The sequence below is a fragment of the Streptomyces sp. NBC_00859 genome (genome assembly GCF_045161865.1).
Classification (GTDB): Bacteria; Actinomycetota; Actinomycetes; order Streptomycetales; family Streptomycetaceae; genus Streptomyces.
In genome coordinates this window covers 3,545,145-3,568,625 of the sequence record NZ_CP108826.1, presented here as the reverse complement: position 1 = coordinate 3,568,625, position 23,481 = coordinate 3,545,145, and the positions used below count along the sequence as shown (strand labels likewise).

The 23,481-nt window shown below is 67.4% G+C and carries 16 protein-coding genes, 1 tRNA gene and 1 pseudogene; 10 read left to right on the top strand and 8 right to left on the bottom strand.

Going from position 1 to position 23,481, the window contains the following annotated elements:
• The first annotated feature begins 947 nt into the window (after nt 1-947).
• The 4 genes from OG584_RS15350 (at nt 948) to OG584_RS15335 (ending at nt 9,156) form a co-directional block, all read left to right on the top strand.
• Nucleotides 948-2,444, top strand: a complete 1,497-nt coding sequence (locus OG584_RS15350) for an ATP-binding protein (protein ID WP_405778387.1) — start codon at nt 948-950, stop codon at nt 2,442-2,444.
• A 615-nt stretch (nt 2,445-3,059) separates the two neighbouring features.
• Entirely contained in the window at nt 3,060-4,805 is a 1,746-nt protein-coding gene (locus tag OG584_RS15345) for an N-6 DNA methylase (RefSeq protein ID WP_405778386.1), read from the top strand.
• Nucleotides 4,802-6,013, top strand: a complete 1,212-nt coding sequence (locus OG584_RS15340; RefSeq protein ID WP_405778385.1) for a restriction endonuclease subunit S — start codon at nt 4,802-4,804, stop codon at nt 6,011-6,013. The genes OG584_RS15345 and OG584_RS15340 overlap by 4 nt, the downstream gene beginning before the upstream one ends.
• Complete coding sequence (locus tag OG584_RS15335; protein WP_405778384.1) at nt 6,013-9,156, top strand: type I restriction endonuclease subunit R; 3,144 nt, start codon at nt 6,013-6,015, stop codon at nt 9,154-9,156. The genes OG584_RS15340 and OG584_RS15335 overlap by 1 nt, the downstream gene beginning before the upstream one ends.
• A 400-nt stretch (nt 9,157-9,556) precedes the next feature.
• Here OG584_RS15335 and OG584_RS15330 read toward each other — a convergent pair whose 3' ends face one another.
• The 4 genes and pseudogenes from OG584_RS15330 to OG584_RS15315 form a co-directional block, all read right to left on the bottom strand.
• A complete protein-coding gene (locus OG584_RS15330) occupies nt 9,557-10,435 on the bottom strand; it encodes a hypothetical protein (RefSeq protein WP_405778383.1) in 879 nt (292 codons plus the stop codon).
• A 451-nt stretch (nt 10,436-10,886) separates the two neighbouring features.
• Nucleotides 10,887-11,390 (bottom strand): annotated as a pseudogene (locus OG584_RS15325) (radical SAM protein); the annotation flags it as partial.
• Between the two features lie 497 nt (nt 11,391-11,887).
• Nucleotides 11,888-11,961: transfer RNA gene (locus OG584_RS15320), tRNA-Pro, on the bottom strand.
• A gap of 113 nt (nt 11,962-12,074) precedes the next feature.
• Complete coding sequence (locus OG584_RS15315; RefSeq protein WP_405778382.1) at nt 12,075-13,013, bottom strand: metallophosphoesterase; 939 nt, start codon at nt 13,011-13,013, stop codon at nt 12,075-12,077.
• A gap of 77 nt (nt 13,014-13,090) precedes the next feature.
• Between OG584_RS15315 and OG584_RS15310 the strand changes: the two genes are divergently transcribed.
• Nucleotides 13,091-13,555: a GatB/YqeY domain-containing protein gene (locus tag OG584_RS15310; protein ID WP_405778381.1), complete on the top strand. Its 465-nt coding sequence runs from the start codon at nt 13,091-13,093 to the stop codon at nt 13,553-13,555.
• Between the two features lie 339 nt (nt 13,556-13,894).
• Here the strand turns inward: OG584_RS15310 and OG584_RS15305 are convergent, their stop codons facing one another.
• A complete protein-coding gene (locus tag OG584_RS15305) occupies nt 13,895-16,168 on the bottom strand; it encodes a transglycosylase domain-containing protein (RefSeq protein ID WP_405778380.1) in 2,274 nt (757 codons plus the stop codon).
• 430 nt (nt 16,169-16,598) lie between these two features.
• On the opposite strand from OG584_RS15305, the gene OG584_RS15300 reads away from it, so the two are divergent.
• Nucleotides 16,599-16,946, top strand: coding sequence for a WhiB family transcriptional regulator (locus OG584_RS15300; protein ID WP_164258855.1), 348 nt, complete (start codon nt 16,599-16,601; stop codon nt 16,944-16,946).
• Nucleotides 16,947-17,010: 64 nt separating this feature from the next.
• On the opposite strand, the gene OG584_RS15295 is transcribed toward OG584_RS15300, so the two are convergent.
• Both OG584_RS15295 and OG584_RS15290 read right to left on the bottom strand, forming a co-directional pair.
• Nucleotides 17,011-18,537 carry an ArsA-related P-loop ATPase gene (locus tag OG584_RS15295; protein ID WP_405778379.1) on the bottom strand — a complete coding sequence of 509 codons (1,527 nt, stop codon included), beginning with the start codon at nt 18,535-18,537 and terminating at the stop codon, nt 17,011-17,013.
• Entirely contained in the window at nt 18,534-19,493 is a 960-nt protein-coding gene (locus OG584_RS15290) for an ArsA family ATPase (protein ID WP_405778378.1), read from the bottom strand. Before OG584_RS15290 ends, OG584_RS15295 begins: the two co-directional genes overlap by 4 nt.
• Nucleotides 19,494-19,564: 71 nt before the next feature.
• Here OG584_RS15290 and OG584_RS15285 point away from each other — a divergent pair, with 71 nt between their 5' ends.
• The 4 genes from OG584_RS15285 to OG584_RS15270 all read left to right on the top strand — a co-directional run bounded on the left by OG584_RS15285 (nt 19,565) and on the right by OG584_RS15270 (nt 22,149).
• The gene (locus tag OG584_RS15285) at nt 19,565-19,726 is read left to right on the top strand and encodes a DUF4177 domain-containing protein (RefSeq protein ID WP_164258849.1); all 162 of its coding nucleotides are present in this window, start codon (nt 19,565-19,567) and stop codon (nt 19,724-19,726) included.
• Nucleotides 19,723-20,190 carry a RidA family protein gene (locus OG584_RS15280; protein ID WP_405778377.1) on the top strand — a complete coding sequence of 156 codons (468 nt, stop codon included), beginning with the start codon at nt 19,723-19,725 and terminating at the stop codon, nt 20,188-20,190. The genes OG584_RS15285 and OG584_RS15280 overlap by 4 nt, the downstream gene beginning before the upstream one ends.
• Before the next feature lie 213 nt (nt 20,191-20,403).
• Nucleotides 20,404-21,294, top strand: coding sequence for an NUDIX hydrolase (locus OG584_RS15275; protein WP_405778376.1), 891 nt, complete (start codon nt 20,404-20,406; stop codon nt 21,292-21,294).
• Nucleotides 21,295-21,318: 24 nt separating this feature from the next.
• Nucleotides 21,319-22,149, top strand: coding sequence for an MBL fold metallo-hydrolase (locus tag OG584_RS15270; RefSeq protein WP_405778375.1), 831 nt, complete (start codon nt 21,319-21,321; stop codon nt 22,147-22,149).
• A 314-nt stretch (nt 22,150-22,463) separates the two neighbouring features.
• On the opposite strand, the gene OG584_RS15265 is transcribed toward OG584_RS15270, so the two are convergent.
• Entirely contained in the window at nt 22,464-23,138 is a 675-nt protein-coding gene (locus OG584_RS15265; RefSeq protein ID WP_164258843.1) for a Crp/Fnr family transcriptional regulator, read from the bottom strand.
• Nucleotides 23,139-23,481: the final 343 nt, after the last annotated feature.

Below are 23,481 nucleotides of genomic sequence, written 5' to 3'. Positions count from 1 at the left end.
TCCGGCTGGTCCATCGCTCGGCACCGGGCCCGACCGGTACGCGTACGGGCGGAGGTCCGACGGTCCTCACGTTCAGCCCTCCTCGACCTGTGCTGCCGCCCTGAACCGATCACCTTAGCCGCACCATTGCCGTCTCGGTGACAGCCACCGTTGGACCAAGCCCATGGTCGCGCCGGCGTCTCGAAGCCGTTGCACGGACTCAAGGCTCGCGATGCACCCGCGGTCGGCGGTCGCGCAGTCCAGGTGTGCTCGCAGGATGCCACGAGGGATCGGGGGAGCGGTCGGCTCTCCCGAGGACCGCGAGGCCCGCGAGGCCGAGCGGGACCGTCCGGGGCTGCGGGCCGACAGGGTTCGGGCCGGCGCACTCTTGACGGCCCGGGACGAGGTCGGCGGGGCTTCCGGCAGGCGCTCAAGGACGCCAAAGGGATCAGTGCCGACGAGTGGACGCCGCAGGAGCTCCGGCGCGGCTTCGAGTCCCTGCTCTCTGACCGGGGGATCCCCCTGGAGTCGATCTCCCGCTTCGTCGGCCACTCCGGCATGGCTGTGACCGAGGAGGTCTACCGGAAGCAGATCCGGCCTGTGATCCAGACCGGCGCGGTGGTCATGGACGGCATCGTCAGGAGCGATCCGGACCGCTAGTCACGCAGACAGACACGCAGCAACGCCAGAGGGCCCTTACCGATTCGGTAAGGGCCCTCTGACGTGCTACTTAGCTGTCGCGGTGGCGGGATTTGAATGCCGTCCTCCCGGCGCCTGCGTCGTTCAGCCGTGGCGGACCGGATTCGCCACCTGGCTGTTCCATCCGGCCACGATCGACTGGTACCCGAAGAAGGCGCAGGAGGTCACCCCTTACCGGGATGGAGCCGTTTGCGCCCTTCGGGCGATCAGTTACTGTTTCGAGTTAGTCTAACTTGACTTAGTCTAGCTAGCACTGCTGTCGTGGACGCATGACACGACCTGCGGACCTCTTCGACCGGATCACCGAGTGGGCCGACCTGGAGCGATTCGTCACCTCGTCCGCACCCGGCCTGCGTATCGGGATCCTCTACGGTCGCCGCCGCACCGGGAAGAGTTTTCTGCTGCGCCGCCTGTGCAGGGAGCACGGAGGGCAGTACCACATGGCCCAGGAGGAGGAGCCGCTTCCCGCACTCCAGCGGTTCGCCGATGCGGTCGCGGCAGGGCGCGGACTCGCAGCGGGCCAGTTGCGCTTCCGGGACTGGGACGAGGGACTCCGTACCGCGCTGCGCCCGGTTCCCACTGCTGGTGGCCAGACCGCGCCGCTCCTGGTGATCGACGAGCTTCCCTACCTGCTTGCACATGCGCTCGGCGCTCAGATCCCTTCTGCTCTCCAGGCCCTGGCCGACGAGAGCAGAGACGCTCCGGAATCGTTGAGCGGCCGGGTGATCCTGTGCGGATCCGCGCTCGCGGTGATGTCGGATCTGCTCTCCGGAGCCAGGGCTCTGCGAGGCCGTGCCGAACTTGATCTACTCCTGAAGCCGTTCGACTACCGCACCTCGGCCTCGTATTACGGGATCGAGGACACCGACACCGCTTTCCGCACGTACGCCTACTTCGGCGGCACCCCCGGGTACCGCGACCTGCTCGGTGGCGCCTCTCCGCAGACCCGTTCCGATCTCGACGAACTACTGCTCTCCACCGTCTTCAACCCGAGCCACGCGCTTTTCGGGGAGGCCGGGTACCTGCTGCGGGAGGATCCGCGGATCCAGGACCGGGCGCTGTACCTGTCGGTCCTTGGCGCGGTAGCGGCCGGCGCGACCACCCCCTCCAAGGTCGCCGCCGCAATCGGCCGCGACCAGCGCAGCCTGCACCACCCGCTCGATGTCCTGATCACCTCGGGCTTCCTGGTAAAGGACGAGGACCTGCTACTTCAGCGCCGCCCCGTACTGCGCCTCGCCGACCCGGTGGTACGCCTGCACCAACTGGTCACCGTGCCCCGTCTGGCAGCCTTCGAGGAACGTAGGGCAGCCCCCGCCTGGAAGGCCGCCGCGCACACCGTCAGCGCCCAGATCCTCGGCCCGGCCTTCGAGCAGCTGGCCCGCGAATGGACGGCCCGGCATGCCGCCGAGCGCACGAGGGGCGGCCCGATCGGTGAGGTCGGCAGCACCGTGGTGAACGACAGCGCGGGCCGCTCCCAGCACGAACTCGACGTTGTGGCCCTCGACGAGGGAGAGCGCCGACAGGCCGGCGCTCCCGTCGTCCGGGCGATTGGCGAGGCCAAGTCGTCCGACCGGGCTCGTACGCTGTCCGATCTCGAACGCCTCGACCTGATCAGAGGGTTGCTGGTCGCCCGCGGCGTCCTGGCCGAAGGGGCGAAGCTCCTGCTCTTCGGCCGCTCAGGCTTCGACGTGAATCTGACCGAGGTGGCTAGCGGACGTCCGGACGTGGAGTTGGTCGATCTGGAGCGCGTCTGGCACGGGGAGTGATGCGAGGGCCTGAGGAGGCGGGCAGGGGAGCTGTTTGGGGAGTCGGACCCAGGAGCCGCTCCCCAACGACTCCCGAACGCACATCAGGCCCGGCACTGATTTCTCAGTACCGGGCCTGACCTGCTGTTTTGGCTGTCGGGGTGGCGGGATTTGAACCCACGACCTCTTCGTCCCGAATGAGGTACGGGCAAGATCCCTACCAGGGCGGATCGGTGTCTGTGCTGGTCAGAGGCTTGGAGTGGGGTGGTCTCGCGTGGCCTTGGCGGGCCTCTGGGGCAAGATCATCTCCCAGTTTTCTCCCAGACCGTGGATCAGTGGTGCCGATCCTGCAGTCGCACGCTGCTTTGCGTGAGCAAGCGCCCCGTCTGTGCATCCTCATTTGACATTCCGACGCTTCGGCCACGCTGTGGCGGCTGAAATTATGCGGTGCGTCGTTGATGTCAGCCGGGGATGTCAGGACCTTCTGATCCGCAGCTCTGCAGAGATCGGGAGGGAGACGGTGGTACAGGTCGGTACTTCAGCCCTTAGCGGGGGCTCCGTAGCTGAACCATCGGACGGTAGCTGCTGTCTCTGACAGAGTGATCGGCACTGCTAGACGATTCTCGTGAGGAACTTGTGAGCACGCTCGGTAGCTTCATCTGGTCAATCGCTGACCAGCTTCGGGGGCCCTATCGCCCCAACCAGTACGGGACAGTGATCCTCCCGTTCACGATCCTGAGACGGCTCGACTGCATCCTCGAGCCGGACCGCGCGGCGGTACGCGAGCTGGCTGCGAGGTACGAGAACCCGAACCGGCTCAAGGTCGAGGTCAAGAAGGTCACGGGGCGGACCTTCCACAACACCTCCAACTACGAGTTCGCGAACCTGCTGGAAGATGCGGACGGGCTGGCGGACAACCTCGCTGACTACATCGACCGGTTCTCCGCCGACGTGGACGTGTTCGAGTACTTCGACTTCAAGAAGGAGATCCTGGCGCTGGAGAAGGCCGGGCTCCTGCGCGAGATCGTCAAGTCCTTCGGCGCCGTCGACCTGCATCCCGACGTGGTGTCTAACGCAGACATGGGGGATGCGTTCGAGTACATCATCCGCAAGTTCAACGAGGCCGCGAACGAGACCTCCGGAGACCACTACACGCCGCGCGATGCGATCCGACTGCTGGTCGACCTGCTCTTCGCGGAGAAGGACGTCGACCTCACCGAGGGCGGCATCATCCGGTCGCTGTACGACCCCACGGCCGGCACCGGCGGCATGCTCTCCCTGGCAGAGGAACACCTGCTCGCCGGGAACCCCGAAGCGAAGCTGAGCCTGTACGGCCAGGAGTACAACCCGCAGTCGTACGCCATCTGCAAGTCCGACCTGCTCGCCAAGGGCCACGACGCAACCAACATCGCCTTCGGGAACACGCTCACCGACGACGCCTTCAAGGGGCGCCAGTTTGACTATTGCATGTCCAACCCGCCCTACGGGGTGGACTGGAAGCAGTACGCCAAGGCGGTCAAGAAGGAGCGCGACTCCGCTGGCCCCTACGGCCGCTTCGCGCCGGGGCTCCCCGCGACCTCGGACGGCCAGATGCTCTTCCTGCTCCACTTGGCCCACAAGATGCGCGCACCCGAGGACGGCGGAGGCCGCGTCGGCATCGTCATGAACGGCTCGCCGCTCTTCAACGGCGCCGCTGAGTCCGGCCCCTCCAACATCCGCAGGTGGCTGTTGGAGAACGACCTCGTCGAGGCTATCGTCGCCCTGCCGACCAACATGTTCTTCAACACTGGCATTGCCACCTACATCTGGATTCTCGACAATACCAAGCACCCTGACCGCCAGGGCAAGGTGCAACTCATCGACGGTACGTCGTTCTGGACCAAGATGCGCAAGAGCCTCGGCTCCAAGGGACGCGAGATCAGCGCCGCTGACCGCGCCCAGGTCGTGCAGTTGTACGCCAACTTCGAGGACACCGACCCCGAGCTCTCCAAGGTCCTGCGCAACGATGAGTTCGGCTACTGGGCTATCACAGTCGTGCGTCCCCTGCTCGATGAGGACGGGAACCCTATCGTCGACCGCAAGGGCAACCCGAAGCCGGACCCGAAGAAGCGCGAAACCGAGAACGTGCCTTTCACCTACGGGGGCTCAATCACCGGGTCGGCAAGGGAGCGCGAGGTCATCCAGACCTATTTTGACGCTGAGGTGAAGCCGCACGTCCCCGACGCCTGGATCGACTGGGCGAAAACCAAGACTGGCTACGAGATTCCCTTCACCCGTCAATTCTACAAGTATGTCCCGCCCCGGCCGCTCGCCGAGATCGACGCCGACCTCGAGAAACAGGTCGCCAAGATCCTCGACCTCCTGCGTGAGGTGGAAGGATGACTCCCCTCCGCACCAAGAGCCTGACGAGGATTAAATGGCTTCAAGGAATTTCGATTCCGTCCGATTGGACCGAGTCGAAGGTCAAGTACGCTGCTCCGGGAATGAGGGCGGGCGAAGCAATCACGGCCGAATCCATCGAACCAACGGGGACCTACCCCGTGTACGGGGGCAATGGCCTCAGGGGCTACACCGAACAGAAGACCCACCACGGGACACGAATTCTGATCGGGAGGCAGGGCGCGCTGTGCGGCAACGTGCACCTCGTGTCGGGAGAATACTGGGCATCCGAGCATGCGATTGTTGCGCATCCCGGCGACACCGTTGATGTGCGATGGCTTGCCCATCTCCTTGAGGTCATGAACCTCGGACAGTACTCCCAGACCGCTGCTCAGCCCGGCATCGGCACCGCCCAGATCAATGCGCTATCCGTCCCAATGCCACCCGCTAAGGAGCAGCGCGCCATCGCCGACTACCTCGACCGCGAGACGGCCCGCATCGACACGCTCATCGAAGAGCAGCAGCGACTGATCGAGATGCTCCGCGAGCGCCGGCGGTCGGTCGTCACGAATGCAATCCCGCCAAGACCTAGCCTGGATAGCGGTGCCGACAAGCTCGGCCGCACCGCACGGATCGGCAACGGGTCGACGCCCCGACGCGAGAGCAGGGAGTACTGGGGTGGCGATGTTCCATGGCTCAACAGCTCCGTGGTCAACCAGGCGCGTGTTGGTTCCGCAGCGGAGTCCGTCACCGCTGCCGCGCTCGCAGAGTGTCACCTCCCGATTGTCCCGCCCGGCTCGGTGCTCGTCGGTCTAACCGGCCAGGGAAAGACGCGCGGAATGGCGACGATTCTTGACATCGAGGCAACGGTGAATCAGCACCTCGCGTACGTAACCCCGAACCGAGCTAGATGGTGGCCGGACTACCTGCTGTGGATGCTCACGGCCGCTTACGGCAATCTCCGGAGTATCAGCGATGAGAACGGCAGCACCAAGGGCGGGTTGACGTGTGAGGCACTCAAGCAGTTGCGTGTCACCGTCCCCCCGATTGACGAACAGCGGCGGATCGCGTTTCACCTGGATGAGCAGACCGCGAAGACGGACACGCTCATCGCCGAGACGGAGCGGTTCATCGAGCTCGCTCGCGAGCGACGATCGGCACTGATCACGGCGGCGGTGACGGGGCAGATCGACGTACGAGGGGTGGCGTGATGGCTGACCACAACGAGGTTGTCTTCGAGGCTGAGATCTGCGAGTACCTGCGGGATCACGGCTGGCTGTACTCGAAGAATGACCGTGATGGTGGCGAGTACGACCGGGAGCGGGCGCTGTTCCCGGCGGATCTGTTCGCGTGGCTGGAGGCGACGCAGGGGCTGGCGTACGAGAAGGCGTTGAAGGCGGCGGGGTCGCAGCCGAAGTTCCTCGACGTGCTGACCGCGGCGCTCGACCGGCCGTTGGAACATGGTGGTGGGACGCTGAACATCCTGCGCAACGGGGTGCAGTACATCGGCGGTGGTCGGTTGAAGATGGCGCAGTTCCGTCCGGAGACGTCGCTCAACGAGACCACGACGGCGCACTACGAGGCGATGCGGATGCGGGTGGTGCGGCAGGTGTACTTCTCGACCGCCGACCAGCGCAAGATTGATCTGGTGTTCTTTGTCAACGGGCTTCCGGTGGCCACGGTGGAGCTGAAGACCGACTTCACCCAGTCGATGGATGAAGCGGTCAATCAGTACAAGCAGGATCGCAATCCATTGACGAACGGGCGGCCGGAGCCGTTGCTGTCGTTCGGTCACCGGGCGCTGGTGCACTTCGCGGTCTCGAACGACCTGGCGGCGATGACCACGAGGCTGGAGGGGGAGAAGACCCACTTCTTACCGTTCAATACCGGCTTCGACAGCGGTGCCGGCAACCCGCCCGGCGCGGACGGGCAGTCGTCGACGGCGTACCTGTGGGAACGCGTCTGGGAGAAACACGCCTGGCTGAACATCATCGGGCGGCTGATGATCGTGCAGACCAAGGAAGAGTGGGACGTCACCACCGGCACGTCGGTGCGGCGTACGAGCATGCTCTTCCCGCGGTTCCACCAGTGGGAGGCCGTCACGAGCATCGTCGACGCGGTGAAGGAGGAGGGGGTCGGGCAGCGATACCTGATCGAGCACTCGGCCGGGTCGGGGAAGACGAACACCATCGCCTGGACGGCCCACCGGCTGGCGCGGCTGCAAGTCGATGATCGGAAGGTCTTCGACTCGGTCATTGTGGTCGTGGACCGCACGGTGCTCGACTCCCAGCTGCAGGATGCGATCCGGCAGATCGACGGCACAGGCAAGATCGTCGCGACTATCAGCCCCGAGGACGTCCGTAAGGCCGGCGCGAAGTCGAAGTCGGGTCTGCTGGCGCAGGCGTTGAAGAACGGTGAGCTGATCATCGCGGTGACGGTGCAGACCTTCCCGTACGCGCTGGACGAGATCCGGATCGACGCTGGCCTGAAGGGCAAGCGGTTCGCCGTCATCGCCGATGAGGCGCACTCCTCCCAGTCGGGTCAGATCTCCTCGAAACTGAAGCAAGTGCTGACCGCTGAGGAGGTCAAGGAGATCGAGGAGGGTGGCGAGATCGATGTGGAGTCGATCCTGGCATCGGAGATGACCGAGCGTGCCGAGTCGGAGAACATCTCGTACTTCGCCTTCACCGCGACGCCGAAGAACAAGACCCTCGAACTGTTCGGTCGCAAGGACGCCGACGGGAAGCCGCGCGAGTTCCACCTGTACTCGATGAAGCAGGCGATCGAGGAGGGCTACATTCTCGACGTACTCAAGGGCTATCAGTCCTACGACACCGCGTTGAAGATCGCCGGCAGGGCCGAGAGCGGTGACGGGGGAGAGGTCGAGGAGGCCGCCGCCCGCAAGGGTCTGATGCGGTGGGTGCAGCTCCACCCGACGAACATCAGCCAGAAGGTGCAGATCATCGTTGAGCACTTCCATGCCAACGTCGCCTACCTCCTCGAAGGCAAGGCGAAGGCGATGGTGGTGACCGACTCGCGCAAGTCCGTGGTGAAGTACAAGTTGGCCATAGACGCCTACATCGCCAGGCGTCGCGCCGAGGACGTCTCGTACAACTATCGCACTCTGGTCGCGTTCTCCGCCGGGGTGACGATGACCGAGGGCGAGACCTGGCACAGCGACTGGGGCCCGCAGCCGTCGAAGGATGACGAGTTCACCGAGGCCAACATGAACCCCGGCGCCGGGGCTGATCTGGCGGCCGCATTCAAGGGCGATACGTACAAGATCATGCTGGTTGCCAACAAGTTCCAGACCGGATTCGACCAGCCCCTGCTTTCGGCGATGTACGTCGACAAGAAGCTACCGGGGGTCACCGCGGTGCAGACGCTCTCGCGGCTCAACCGCACCCACCGCACCGCTGGTGGGGAGCAGAAGCGCAAGACGTTCGTCATCGACTTCGCCAACAAGCCCGAGGACATCAAGACGGCCTTCGAGCCGTACTTCAAGAACGCGACCCTGGAGACCGAGACCAATCCGTACATCGTCGTCCACCTGGCTGCCAAACTCGCCCAGGCTGGGATCTACACCGAGGACGACGTCCGCAAGGTCGCCGAGCTGTGGGTGACCCGGAAGGGCAACAATGCGCTCTCAGCGGCGATCAGTCCGGCGCAGCACGACTTCCGGCGCCGCTACGCGCGGGCGATCGAGGAAGAGGACAGGGTCACGCTCCAGGCGCTCGACCTTTTCCGCAAGGACGTCTCCACCTACGTACGCCTCTATGACTTCATGTCCCAGATCGTCGACTACGGCGACCCCTACATGGAGATGCTCTCGATCTTCTTGCGGCTCCTGGAGAAGGTCATCGCCGAGTCCGCTTGGGCGGCCGACGTCGACCTCTCCGACGTGGTGCTGGTCGGGGTCAAGCACAACAAGGCGATCCCGGTCGACATCTCACTCGTGGGCGACGGGCAACTGAAGGGCATCAGCGCCGCCGGCACGGGCACAAAGAAGGATCCGAAGTATGTCGCGCTCCAGCTCGTCATAGACAAGATGAACGACCTCTTCGGCGCCGAATCGTTTACCGCGTCCCAGGTCAGGGAGTTCGTACAGGGGCTCGTCCAGCGGCTGCTCGCCGACCCGAACCTGATCAACCAGACCAAGGTGAACTCCAAGAAGCAGTTCATGGAGTCACAAGACTTCCAAGCAGCCGTTACGGAGGCGGTTGTAGACAACCAGGACGCCCACAACACGATGGCTGACTACTTCTTCACCGACGGGCCGGCTATCAACGCGATCATCGTCGCCCTGGCGGATGCCTTCTACGAAGCAGCGGTCGATCAGCAGGTGGATTCTTAGATACGGCAGCACGCGTATCCCGCATGTCCCGCTCCAGCAGACCACTTCGCTGCGGAGGTGAGGCAAGCAGAATCCATGGCCCTGCTGCCCGAGCCTGGACCCGGTAGGCCGCGCTTACCACTATGCCGAGCGCGACGCGGAGACGGAAACTGAGACGGTGATCGCAGAAGCCCCGCACCGGTGAACAGCGCGGGACTTTTGATCTGCGGAGGATGCGAGATTCGAACTCGTGAGGGGTTGCCCTCATCACGCTTTCCAAATGTTCCTTTCGGGGTCCGGCGGGGGTCGTGGGCGTCCTGACCTGGTGCGGAGCCGGTGAAGGCGGCACCCGCGAACGACGTCGGACGGGGGCGAACGAGACCAGAACTGAGACCATCCGAGCGCGTGCCCGTCGGTACGGTCACTCCTCCTGGAGACGGATTGCCAGCACAGTCCCGTCGGCACGGATGGACACCGCGCTCCACTGCTTCGCTGTGCTGCGGCCCGGCCACTGGTCTCGGCGCTCGTGTACTTCGCGTCGGTACTCGTTGACGCGCCCATCGTGGAGATGCGTGTACAGGCTCTTCTCGAGCCCGGAGAACGCCTCCACGCGGGTGCCGTTGAGGCGGTAGATGTGGTCGGTGCCGACGAAGTCGATGTCGTGGATGCGGTGCTCCGCATCTCGCAGTCTGTCGGTGTTGGCGTGGACATCGTGCTGGAAGTGGCGCCGGCCTTGCTCCTTGGTCAGGTACTGGGCGGTGGGTTTGCCACCTCCGGTGAAGGCGGTGAGCGTGGCCGCTTCCGTCCGTGCCAGCACGATGCTGAACCAGGCGAAGGATTCGGGCAGTACCTGGAACCCGGGGATGGTCGTCCGTTCGCGTTGCGCGTGCCGCACGACGTCGGCCACGCGGTTCTCCTGACCCAGGATGAGGTCCAGGTCGGCTTCTGATGTTTCTTCGGACGGGCGGAGGGCGGTCGTGCCCGGCGCCTCCAGGATGTGCAGCGCGAGGCTCTCCTTCTTGGGGATCTCTGTCCCGATAAGCAGGTACGGGACGGTGCCGTAAGGCCCGATGTGTACGGACTCCACGTGAGCGCTGGCCGTGCTGAGTTGCTTGTGCACCTGCTGGACGCTGCTGTGGGTGCCCTTGGAGGAGACGAGGAGGATCTTGGACGGCTGTCCCGGCTGCCAGGCTTCGACGAAGAAGTGGGGCCGTCGCTGGAGTGGCTCCGGGCGGGCGCCCGTTCCGGAGGTGCTGCGGAGTGCCCAGCCGGCTTTCAGGGCGACGTCTGCGGGAATCACGGAGACCGAGTGATCCGGGTAGCGGGATCGGACCAGCTTCTCGGCCAGCAGCGAGGCGAAGCCGGTGCCGATCTCCCCGGACTGGGTGGCCTTGTAGAAGCGCAGGAGATCGCGCCCCTCGGACGACAGCTGCAGGTAATCGCCTTGGTTGCCCTCCAGGGCCTGGATGTAGCGCAGGCTCCCCCAGTGCTCGGCCAGACCTCGTCCCGCGCCCTGTCGGGCCGAAGCAGCACCGAGACCGATGGCGTGAATGATCTGCCAGGGTGTGAGGGTCAGTGAACGTGGCGCGTTCCGGGCCGATCGCGAGCCGAACCCCGGCCCTGGCGGTCGCGGCCCATTCGACGAGGCGCTGAGCGTCGGCTGCGCTTATACCGGGAGTTGTCGCAGTTGGCTGCTCTGGCAGAAGCAGAAGTTCTGACGCGCCGACCTTGTCGGCGAACTCGGCGAGGTCATCTAGTTCGCCGACCGTGTCGGCATTGATGACGGCGTTGATGCCGAACGGAGCGAGGGAGCCGAGCAACCCGGCCGCCTGGACCACGGCCGCGAACGGTCGACCGCGCAGCCGCTCGTAGGTGGCTCCGACCCCGTCGACTGACAGCCGGACGAAGTGCACGGCCCCGCGCAGGGATTCGACAAGTTCGGGCGTGAGCCGGTGCCCATGGGTCGTGAAGGTCACCGCCATAGTCGTGGACCGGGCTATGTCCGAACACAGCTGGGCGAACCCTCGGTACGCGGTCGGTTCCCCTCCTCCGAAGCCGACCCCGAGGCACCCGGCAGCATCGAGTTCGACCGCCCACGCGACTACACGCTCCCTGCCGAGCGCGGCGGCGTGCTTGGGCGCGTAGCAGTAGGCGCAGCGGAGTTCGCAGGCGTTGGTCAGCGCGACGGACAGGTACCTCGGAGCACGGGAGAACTGCTCAGCGGAAACAGGCACCTCGTCGAGCAGCACGTTCATCCCCGAGACACGGTCGAACAGGTGAACGCCAGCTGCGGACAGGCGAATCTTGCACGTCACCGACAGCATGATGCCACCGCATCCCGTCATGCCGGGAGGGACTGTGCAAGGTGGTCGGTATCGTGCCCGCAGTGGGGCGTCGGGCGCGTTGCGATTGAGCGCGGCACTTTGAGGGTGCCGCGGCGACAACCAGCGTCAAGATGGAGCGGCTGTAGGAATGACGGCTGAGGTCCTTGATGCGGTCGGCCATGGAAACCGTGCCCTGCGCGTACGCCCCTATAGATCCAACTGATCGGCCCGGCCGACTACGGGGGCCGCATTCGCGAACGCGCAGGTCCGAGTGCGTTCAGCCGCCGCACCTCAGACGGCCTCACCGGTTACCCCTTGGGGGAAGCAGACCAAGATCTTCTCCCAGTTTTCTCCCAAACGATCTCCGGAGACGCAGCAAGGGCCTGACCCTCAGAGAGGATCAGGCCCTTGACCTGGTGTTTCGGCTGTCGGGGTGGCGGGATTTGAACCCACGACCTCTTCGTCCCGAACGAAGCGCGCTGCCAAGCTGCGCTACACCCCGATTGTCGCTCGCGTGGCGGCGACATCAGTTACTTTAGCGGACCCGTGGCCTGAGACGAAATCCGGTTTCTGGCGGCGGCCGGGTAGAGCCGGTCCCGGCCGGTCCGGCCGTCTCTAGCGCCCCGCTGTCAGCGTCAGCAGCGTTGCCTCCGGAGCGCACGCGAAGCGGACCGGGGTGTAGCGGTTCGTGCCGCAGCCCGCTGATACGTGCAGGTAGGAGCGGTTGCCGCCGGACTCGTGGGCGGAGAGGCCCTTGACCCGGCCGGTGTCCAGGTCGCAGTTGGTGACCAGCGCTCCGTAGAACGGGATGCACAGCTGGCCGCCGTGCGTGTGGCCCGCGAGGACCAGGGGGTAGCCGTCCGTAGTGAACGCGTCCAGGGCGCGCAGGTACGGGGCGTGCACCACGGCGATGGAGAGGTCGGCTCCCGTCTCCGGGCCGCCTGCCACCTGGGCGTACCTGTCCCGTTTGATGTGCGGGTCGTCCAGGCCGGTGAAGGCGAGCTCCATGCCGTCGACCTTCAGCCGGCCGCGTGTATTGGTGAGGTTCACCCAGCCCGCCGCGTCGAAGCCGTCCCGCAGGTCCTCCCACGGGTTGCGCACCACGTCCACTGCCGGGGCCTTGCCGTTGAGGCCGTGCTTGCCCTGGGCCTTCTCGAAGAGGTAGCGGGCCGGGTTGCGGAATTTAGGGCCGTAGTAGTCGTTCGACCCGAACACGTACACCCCTGGGAATTCGAGCAGCGGGCCCAGCGCGTCCAGGACCTCCGGTACGCCCTCCGGGTCCGAGAGGTTGTCCCCGGTGTTGACCACGAAGTCCGGCCGGAGCCCTGCCAGGGACTGGAGCCAGCGCTGTTTCTTGCGCTGGCCGCTGACCATGTGGATGTCCGAGACCTGAAGTACGCGTACGGGCCGGGCACCCGGCGGCAGTACTGGCACGGTCACCCGCCGGAGGCGGAAGGAGCGTGCCTCGAATCCGGCGGCATAGGCGATGCCTGCCGCGCCAACGGCCGTGATTCCTGCGGTGACTTTGAGGGGGATCCCATAGCGTGCGCGCATACGCCCATCGTCGCAGACGGAGAGTCACCACAAAATCTGCGGGCGGCTCGGGGGCCGTACCTGCGACACTTGGCGGCATGACCACGCTCAAGTCCAAGCTGCACGCAGAACTCACCGAGGCCATCAGGACGCGGGACGAGCTGCGCTCCTCCACGCTCCGGCTGACCCTCTCCGCGATCACCAACGAAGAGGTATCGGGCAAGTCGGCGCGCGAGCTCACCGACGACGAGGTGCTGAAGGTGATCGCCAAGGAGGCGAAGAAGCGCCGGGAGGCGGCCGAGGCCTTCGAGCAGGGTGGCCGCGCCGAGAGCGCCGCGCGGGAGAAGGCGGAGGGTGAGCTGCTCGCCACGTATCTGCCGAAGCAGCTCAGCGACGAGGAGCTGGGCGCCATCGTCGCGCAGGCCGTCAGTGAGGCGAAGGCCGCGGGCGCCGAGGGGCCGCGGGCCATGGGCGCCGTCATGAAGATCGTGAACCCCAAGGTGGCGGGGCTTGCCGAGGGTGGCCGGGTGGCCGCCGAGGTGAAGAAGCGCCTCGCGGGCTGAGCACCCGGAGACGGAGCCTCGCGCTCTGAGCCTGGGCATGCGGGCCGGGCGCCTCGCGGAGCCGGGCCGGCGGAAACAGTGTCACGCAGGCCGAGCCCGTGGATCGGCACCTCGCAGGCCGGCCCCGCGGAGACGGGGTGGCGCCGCGAGACGGGCCTGCGGATGCGCATACGGATACGTCTGCGCATACGGGTATGGATACGCATACGTCTGCGGATACGGGGATGGGTACGGATGCGCATAGGGAGGGCGCCCGGTGGCTTTCACCGGGCGCCCTCCCTGTCTGCCTATGGGCCTGCGCCCATGCACCGCTGCGTCGCGCGTCCGTAGCCCGGTCGGCTACCTGCGGTGGTGGCCGTTGCCGCCGACGTTGCCGCCGATGAATCCCGGCGGGAACGAGATCCCGCCGTTCCCCGGGTCGCCGTTCCCCGGGTCGCCGCCATTCGCGTTGCCGTTGTCCGTATCGCCGCCGCCGTCGCCGCCGCCGTTGCCGTCGCCGCCACCGTGGTGGTCGCCACCGCCCTTGCCGCCGCCGCTGGAGTGGCCGCGCGGAACGTCCACCTGGTTGAAGGAGGGCGTCTCCGACGGGGACAGGGCGCCGGTCATCGCCGTTTTCCAGATGGGGCCGGGGAGACAGCCACCGCAGACCTCGTCGTAGTAGTGACCACCGATGTTGATGTTGGTCATCGGGATCTGCTTCGCGCCGTCGCTGCCGACCCAGACCGCCGTCGCCAGGTTGGGTGTGTAGCCGACGAACCAGGCGTTCTTGCGCTCGTCGGTGGTACCCGTCTTGCCCGCGTTGTCACGGTCGGTGAGCCCGGCCTGCTTGCCGGTACCGTCCGCGACCACGCCCTTGAGCATCTGGTTGATGGTGTCGGCGGTGTGCTCGCTCATCGCGGACGAGCAGCTCGACTTCGGCACCGCGAGCCGCTTGCCGCCCGGAGCGGTCACCGACTCGATGGCGATCGGGGAGCAGTACGTACCGCGGTTGGCGAAGGTGGCATACACCGAAGCCATCGCCAGCGGAGTCGACTCCTGGCCACCGAGGGTGGTGGAAGGCACCGTCTGGAGCGGCTTGTTGTTGCCCCGGATGTAACCGACCTTGTTCGCCATGGAGATCGTCTCGCAGAGGCCGGTCTTCTGTTCCAGCTTCGCGAAGTATGTGTTGATCGACTTGCCCAGCGCGCTGGTCATGTCGAACGTGCCCTTCTCCGACGTGAGCTCGTTCTCCACGGACCAGGGGCTGCTGTCGGCCGGCTGGTTCTGGCAGTTGGTGAAGCTCGTGCCGGGCAGGGAGATGTGCGAGCCCGTCGTGAAACTCTGCGCCGGGCTGATGCCCTTCTCCAGTGCGGCGGCCGCCGTGATGGGCTTGAAGGTCGAGCCGACCTGGAAGCCCGCGTACGTGCCGCCCATCTTGTTGTCGACGGAGAGGTTCAGCACCGTCTCGTGCTTCGAGGGGTCCAGGCCGTACGGGCGGGACTGGGCCATCGCCACGATCTTCCCGGTACCGGGCTGGACCTGCACCACCGCGTCCGCGATCTTGTCGTCCTTGTTGACCCGGGAGGTGGCCGCGACGTTGGAGGACGCCTGCGCCTTGGGATCGAGGGTGGTCTTGACGGTCAGGCCGCCGACCGACCAGAGCTTCTGGCGCTCCTCCTTGGTCTTGCCGAAGGCCGGGTCCGTCAGGAATACCTTGCGGACGTAGTCGCAGAAGAAGCCCGAACCCTTGACCGCCGTGATGCACCCGCTCTTGGGCTTGGTGACCTTCAGCTGGATCGGCGCGGCCATCGCCTTGTCGGCCTGGGGCTGTGAGATGTCATGGACGTCGGCCATGCGCTGCAGCACGGTGTTGCGCCGCTTGGTGGCCTCTTCCATGTCGTTGATCGGGTCGTAGCGGGTCGGCGACTGGACCAGTCCGGCGAGGAGAGCGGACTCACCGATCGTCAGGTCCTTCGCGGACTTGGAGAAGTAGCGCTGGGACGCCGCCTCGATGCCGTACGCCTGCTCGCCGAAGAAGGTGATGTTGAGGTAGTTCTCCAGGATCTTCTTCTTGCCGAGCGACTGCTCGACCTGGATCGCGTACTTGAGCTCGCGGACCTTGCGGCCGAGACTCTTCTGCTGTGCCTCGGCGACCTTGGTCGGGTCGTCGCCCGCCTCCTCGACGAAGACGTTCTTGACGTACTGCTGGGTGAGGGTCGAAGCGCCCTGCGCCGCGCCGCCCTCCTGCGCGTTGCGGTTCAGCGCGCGCGCCACGCCCTTCACGTCGATCGCACCGTGCTGGTAGAAGCGCGCGTCCTCGATGGCGACGAGCGCCTTCTGCATGTACGGCGAGACGTCCTGGAGCTTCACCACCGTACGGTCCCGCTCGTACACCGACGCGATCTGGTTGTCGTTGGCGTCGAGGATGGTGGTCCGCTGGCTGAGCGGCGGTGTCTTGAGGCTGGCCGGGATGTCGTCGAATCCCTTGACGGTGCCCTTGGCCGCGAGCCCCAGCGCTCCGGCTGCCGGCAGTGCGATGCCCGCCAGTACAGCTCCGGAGAGCACGGCGACACCGAGGAATTTGGCGGCCTGCTGGGTCTTGGTGAGACCCCCGCCGGAGCGCTTCTTTGGCATGAGGGCAGCCTACGTCGTGGAGGTGGAGCAGCCTCATTCGCCGGACACGCGGACATGCCTTGGCCTAAGCTGCACCTAACTGTCACAGCAGTGTCGTTCTGTATCAAGCCCCCGGCGCCCCCCGAGCCCCCCGGCGCGATGTCACCCCTCCCGAAGGGGGTGAATGCATGTCCGAATCTGCCGCATGTGTAACCCGACGTCCGATGTGGCGAGGGTGAACAGCCCCGCTTTGCCGGGGTTGTCAAGAATGTCCCCCGCTCACTCCGTTGGGTGATCTGCCGCGTACGCATAGTCCGTTCGGACCATTCAAGATTGGGCCCGAAGGGGGTGTTGCGCTGTGCCTACCTTCCGTAACGTCCTCAACTGGCAGCGGTGAATATGCCGCTACCGCCGTGGGGGAGCCTCGAAATCGGGAGAGGACGGCGCCGGGATGGGCTGGGTAACTGACTGGAGTGCGCAGGCAGCCTGCCGCACTACCGATCCGGACGAACTGTTTGTACAAGGGGCAGCGCAGAACAGGGCCAAGGCGGTGTGCACCGGATGTCCGGTGCGTACGGAGTGCCTGGCCGACGCGCTCGACAACCGCGTCGAATTCGGCGTGTGGGGTGGCATGACCGAGCGGGAGCGGCGCGCACTGTTGCGCCGGCGTCCCACCGTCACCTCGTGGCGTCGACTGCTGGAGACCGCGCGCACCGAGTACGAGCGCAGCACGGGCATCCTGCCCGCGATCGTCGCGGACGACGAAGCGTTCGAGGAGACGTACGCCGCGGTGGGGTAGGCCGCGATGGGGCAGGCCGCGCGTGCACCGCGCGGGTGAGCGCCCCGGGGTACGGAGGATCGGCTCAGGCCGGAGCACGACCGGTCGCGAGGCGATCACCGATGGCCCGGAGCCCTGCCAGATCATGGACATCACCGGGCAGTGCGGCCACTTCGGCCACGGCTACCTCGGGGTGGAGAGCGGTGAAGCGGTCACGTGTGCGCTGCTCACGGGCGAGCACCTGCATGCGTTCGGCGTGCAGGCGGAGCAGACCGGCGGTCAGGGCATCGACTGTCGGGTCCGGCAGAGGGTCCGACGGGCGCTCCGGCCCGGACGTTCCCGACTCGGACGTTCCCGACTCGGGTGTGCCGGATGGAGACGTTCCTGACCCGGGTGTTCCGGACCCAAGTGCGCCTGATCCGCGCTCGGCGGAGGAGCCACGCGTGTCGGGCCCCGGCGATGTCGTCTCAGTGGGCTCTCCGGTCTTTCCGGTCTTTGCGGATGTCTCGGCGGCGGTTGTGCCGGCGTCTGCGGACGCGTCTCGGGGCGCCTCCGTGGATGTCGCGGGGGATGTCTCGGGGGTCTCTGCAGGCTCTGTGGTTCCGGGCTCGGGAGAGGTGCCCGTGGGGCCACGAACCTCTTCATTCCCGGCCTCCTGATCCACAATGCCGCTGTCGTCAAGATTTTCCGCGGCGGCCAGCGCCCGCTCGGCCGTGAGCCGCGCGGCCCCGCTTCCGTGCACCCGGTTGAGCACGAGACCAGCGAGCGGCATGCCGTCGGCAGCCAGCCGTTCCACGAAGTAGGCGGCCTCCCGCAGCGCGTCCCGCTCCGGCGCCGCGACCACCAGGAAGGCCGTTCCGGGTGCCTGCAGCAGCCGGTACGTGGCGTCGGCGCGGGTACGGAAGCCGCCGAACATGGTGTCCATCGCGGTGACGAAGGTCTGTACGTCGCGCAGGAACTGGCCGCCGAGCAGCTTGCCGAGCGTGCCCGTCATCATCGACATTCCGACGTTGAGGAACTTCATCCCCGCCCGGCCGCCGACCTTCGCCGGGGCCATCAGCAGCCGGATGAACTTGCCGTCGAGGAACGACCCGAGTCGCTTCGGCGCGTCCAGGAAGTCGAGCGCGGACCGCGACGGCGGGGTGTCCACGATGATCAGGTCCCACTCGTCGCGGGCCCGCAGCTGACCCAGCTTCTCCATCGCCATGTACTCCTGCGTACCGGCGAAGCCCGCGGAGAGCGACTGGTAGAAGGGGTTGTTCAGGATGGCGGCGGCACGCTCGCTGTCCGCGTGCGCCTCGACGATCTCGTCGAAGGTCCGCTTCATGTCCAGCATCATGGCGTGCAGTTCACCGTCGCCGGTGGCCTTGATGCCCGCCACCCGGCGCGGGATGTTGTCCAGCGAGTCGATGCCCATCGACTGGGCGAGCCTGCGCGCCGGGTCGATGGTCAGCACGACGGCCCTGCGCCCGCGCTCGGCCGCCCGCACGCCCAGCGCGGCCGCGGTGGTGGTCTTGCCCACTCCGCCTGAGCCGCAGCACACGATGATGCGGGTCGCCGGGTCGTCGAGCAGCGGATCGATGTCGAGGACGGGCACGCTGTCCAGGGTCATGACGTGATGTGCCTCCGCAGTTCCGTCGCCAGCCGATAGAGCCCGGCCAGATCCATTCCTTCGCCGAGCAGCGGGAGTTCGCAGGTGGGGAGTTCCAGTTCCGCCAGTACGGCGCGCTGTTCGCGCTCCAGCTCCACCCGTTCCGCGTGGTCGACGGCCTCGGCGAGCAGCGGGGTCACCAGCTTCGCCGCGCCGCTGACGCCCGAGCGGGTCAGCGCCTTGGCCACCTCCTTGCGGCGGTCGCCGGACACGGTCCGTACGGTCTGCTCGTCCAGGAGCGCGGGGCGGACCATGTTCACGATGACGTCCCCCACGGGGAGGTCGGCGGCGCGCAGCTCGGCGATACCGTCCGCGGTCTCCTGTACCGGCATCTCCTCCAGCAGTGTCACCAGGTGCACCGCCGTCTCAGGCGACTTGAGGACGCGCATCACGGCCTGGGCCTGATTGTGTATCGGCCCGATCTTCGCGAGGCCTGCCACCTCGTCGTTGACGTTGAGGAAGCGGGTGATGCGGCCCGTCGGCGGTGCGTCCATGACGATGTGGTCGTAGGCGAAGCGGCCTTGCTTGTTCTTGCGGCGTACGGCTTCGCAGGCCTTGCCGGTGAGGAGGACGTCCCGCACCCCGGGCGCGATGGTCGTGGCGAAGTCGATCGCGCCGAGCTTCTTCAGGGCCCGGCCCGCGCTGCCCAGCTTGTAGAACATCTGGAGGTAGTCGAGCAGGGCGCGTTCGGCGTCGATCGCCAGGCCGTACACCTCCCCGCCGCCGGGTGCCACGGCGATCTTCCGCTCCTCGTACGGGGATGCCTCCGTCTCGAAGAGCTGGGCGATGCCCTGCCGGCCCTCGACCTCGACGAGGAGCGTGCGTTTGCCCTCCGTCGCGAGGGCAAGCGCCATCGCTGCGGCGACCGTCGTCTTTCCGGTGCCGCCCTTGCCACTCACGACCTGAAGCCTGCTCACGTATTCGAGCCTAACCAGTCGGGCACGGTGGTACGCCCGAGGCTGCCAGTGACAGCGGCTACAGTCGCCGTATGGCCAAATGGGAATACGCGACTGTGCCGCTGCTGGTGCACGCGACGAAGCAGATTCTTGACACCTGGGGCGAGGACGGCTGGGAGCTCGTCCAGGTCGTACCCGGACCGAACAACCCCGAGCAGCTCGTGGCATACCTCAAGCGGGAGAAGTCGGCATGAGCGGGGCCGTCGAAGCGCGGCTGGCCGAGCTCGGGCTGACGCTTCCGGACGTCGTGCCGCCGCTGGCCGCCTACCAGCCGGCCGTACGGTCCGGTGCGTACGTGTACACGGCGGGCCAGCTCCCGATGGTGGAGGGCAAGCTTCCGCTGGTCGGGAAGGTCGGCGCGGAGGTCACGGCCGAGGACGCCAAGGGCCTCGCGCGTACCTGCGCGCTGAACGCCCTGGCGGCCGTGAAGTCGGTCGCCGGTGACCTGGACCGTATCGAGCGGGTCGTGAAGGTCGTGGGATTCGTGGCTTCGGCCCCGGACTTCACGGGCCAGCCGGGCGTGCTCAACGGCGCCAGCGAGTTGCTGGGTGAGGTCCTGGGCGACCGCGGTGTCCACGCGCGCAGCGCGGTGGGTGTGGCGGTACTCCCGCTGGACGCGCCCGTCGAGGTGGAGATCCAGGTCGAGCTGAGGGACTGAGGCGCCGAGGGCCGTCCGGACGGGCGCGAGTGACGGCAGGCAGGGGCGCTCAGGGCTTCCTGACGGCCCGAGTGACGGCGGGCCGGGGCTCCGGAGACGCCTGAAGGCCCGAGCGCGGGCCGCCCGGGGACGTGGGGAGCCCGGGGCCCGTGTGCTCCGCTCACGCCCCGGCGGCCCCTCGAACATTGGCGCGAGAGCCGCTAGCCTCCGCCCATGTCCCAAGGTCAGTGGTACCCGCCGGAATGGCCAGACCGTATCCGCGCCCTGGCGGCCGGCGAGCTCACCGCCGTCGCACCGCGCAGGGCCGCGACCGTCATGCTGCTGCGCGACACCGAGGCGGGGCCCGCCGTCCACATGCTGCGCAGACGCGCCTCCATGGCCTTCGCCGGGGGCGCATACGCGTATCCGGGCGGCGGGGTCGACCCGCGCGACAACGACCGCCTCGTCGGCTGGGCCGGGCCCCCGCGTGAGGTGTGGGCCGCGCGGCTGGGCGTCGACGCCGCGTCCGCCCAGGCCATCGTCTGCGCCGCCGTCCGGGAGACGTACGAGGAGGCGGGCGTGCTGCTCGCCGGCGAGACCCCGTCCACCGTCGTCGGTGACCTCTCGGGCGACGACTGGGAGGCGGACCGTGCGGCGCTCGTCGACCGTGCGCTCTCGTTCGCCGACTTCCTGGACCGGCGCGGGCTGGTCCTCCGGTCCGACCTGCTGGGTGCGTGGGCACGCTGGATCACGCCGGAGTTCGAGCCGAAGCGGTACGACACCTGGTTCTTCGTGGCCGCGCTGCCCGACGGGCAGCGGACCCGCAACGCCTCCACCGAGGCCGACCGGACGGTCTGGATCCGGCCGGCGGAAGCGGCTGACGCGTACGACAGGGGGGAGCTGCTGATGATGCCCCCGACGATTTCGACACTGCGCTCGCTGCAGCCGTACGGGACGGTGTCCGCCGCCTTGGCGGGTGCGGAGGCTCAGGAGCTCACGCCGGTGCTGGCGCGGGCCAGGCTGGAGGCCGGTGAGCTGGTGCTGAGCTGGCCGGGTCATGATGAGTTCACCCGGCGCATGCCGGCGGTGGGGGCCCCGGAACGGCCGGCCGGGTCCCCAAGATGACGTCCCGGACGACAGGAGCCCCGCGTGAGTGACGCCGCAGCCCTCCCGGGCCAGCCCAGGGGCGGGGTCCTGTCCGGGCCGGCCACCTCACGGGCGGTCAACGTGCTGGCGCCCAACGCCTCCGCGATGACGCTGGACGGCACCAACACGTGGATCGTCTCCGAACCGGACTCCGAGCTGGCCGTCGTCATCGACCCGGGACCGCTCGACGACGCCCATCTGAAGGCCGTCGTGGCGACGGCGGCGGGCGCCGGCAAGCGCGTCGCGCTGACCCTCCTGACGCATGGCCACCCGGACCACGCGGAGGGCGCGGCGAGGTTCGCCGAGCTGACGCGTACGTCCGTACGGGCGCTGGACCCCGCGTTGCGGCTCGGTGACGAGGGCCTCGGGGCCGGAGACGTCATCACCACCGGTGGTCTGGAACTGCGGGTCGTACCGACACCCGGCCACACGGCCGACTCGCTCTGCTTCCACCTCCCGGCCGACGGCGCGGTACTGACGGGGGACACGATCCTCGGCCGCGGTACGACCGTGGTCGCGCATCCGGACGGGCGGCTCGGCGACTACCTGGACTCGCTGCGGCGGCTGCGCTCCATGACGGTGGACGACGGGGTGCACACCGTGCTTCCGGGGCACGGCCCCGTGCTGGAGGACGCACAGGGGGCCGTCGACTTCTACCTCGCGCACCGCGCGAACCGGCTCGCCCAGGTGGAGACGGCCGCCGAGAACGGACTCACGACGGCTTCGGCTGTTGTCGCGCAGGTGTACGCGGACGTCGACCGTTCGCTCTGGCCTGCGGCGGAGCTGTCGGTCCGGGCGCAGCTGGAGTACCTGCGGGAGCACGGGCTGATCTGAGCCCGCAGGCCAGGTTCGTGCGGCGTCCGGGCCCGCCGCGGGCATCCGGTGGACGGGGCCGGGGGGCGCGGCGTCGCGGGCAGGTTCGTACGCGGGCACGTGGACCGTACGGAATACGGCCCGTACGCGGGCATGTGGACCGTCACAGGCACGTGGTGGGACCTGGCGTGGGCGGGGACGTGGCGCACGTGGGCAAGCAGTCGCACACGAGAAACCAGCGCACGCGGGTGCGCGGGTACGCGAAAGGGGCGCCGCGCCCTCCTGGGACCCAGGAGGGCGCGGCGCCCCTTCACATGCGTGCGGGCGGACCGCTTCTAGCGGGACCGCTTCGCGAGGCGCTCCACGTCCAGCAGGATGACCGCACGGGCCTCCAGCCGCAGCCAGCCGCGGCCCGCGAAGTCCGCGAGGGCCTTGTTGACCGTCTCGCGGGAGGCGCCGACCAGCTGGGCCAGCTCTTCCTGGGTGAGGTCGTGGACGACGTGGATGCCCTCCTCCGACTGCACACCGAAACGGCGCGAGAGGTCGAGGAGTGCGCGGGCGACCCGGCCGGGGACGTCCGAGAAGACCAGGTCGGACATCTGGTCATTGGTCTTGCGCAGGCGGCGGGCGACCGCGCGCAGCAGGGCCGTGGCCACCTCGGGGCGGACATTCAGCCAGGGCTGGAGGTCGCCGTGGCCCAGACCGAGGAGCTTGACCTCGGTCAGCGCCGAGGCCGTGGCGGTACGCGGCCCCGGGTCGAAGAGGGACAGCTCACCGATGAGCTCGCCGGGGCCGAGGACCGCCAGCATGTTCTCGCGGCCGTCGGGGGAAGTGCGGTGCAGCTTTACCTTGCCCTCGGTGACCACGTAGAGGCGGTCGCCGGGGTCGCCCTCGTGGAAGAGGGCGTCGCCGCGGGCGAGCGTCACCTCACTCATCGAGGCGCGCAGCTCAGCGGCCTGCTCGTCATCGAGCGCCGCGAAGAGCGGGGCGCGCCGCAGAACGTCGTCCACGAGTTCTCTCCTTGTCGACCTGCTCAGGGGACCGGCTGGTCCCCATCATGCCGGACGGGTCAATCAGTGTGATCAGTCACAAGTTTGACGTACTGGTGCTGCGGCTTGTGCGGGAGGGGGCCGATTGGGTTGGGAATTGGCTGTGACCGGGGTGGATGTCGGTGCCTGGCTCTAGGCTGGCGGGGTGTCCGAAACGCCTGTGAGAGCAGAGGGCAAGGGGGCTGAACGGGTGTCACCGAGCCGCAATTCTGCTGTGGGCGAACAGTCGCCCACCCGGGCGAAAAAGGTAGTGAGAGCGACGAAACCGGTGAAGGGGGCCGAGATGGCAGAGGCAGCCGAACCG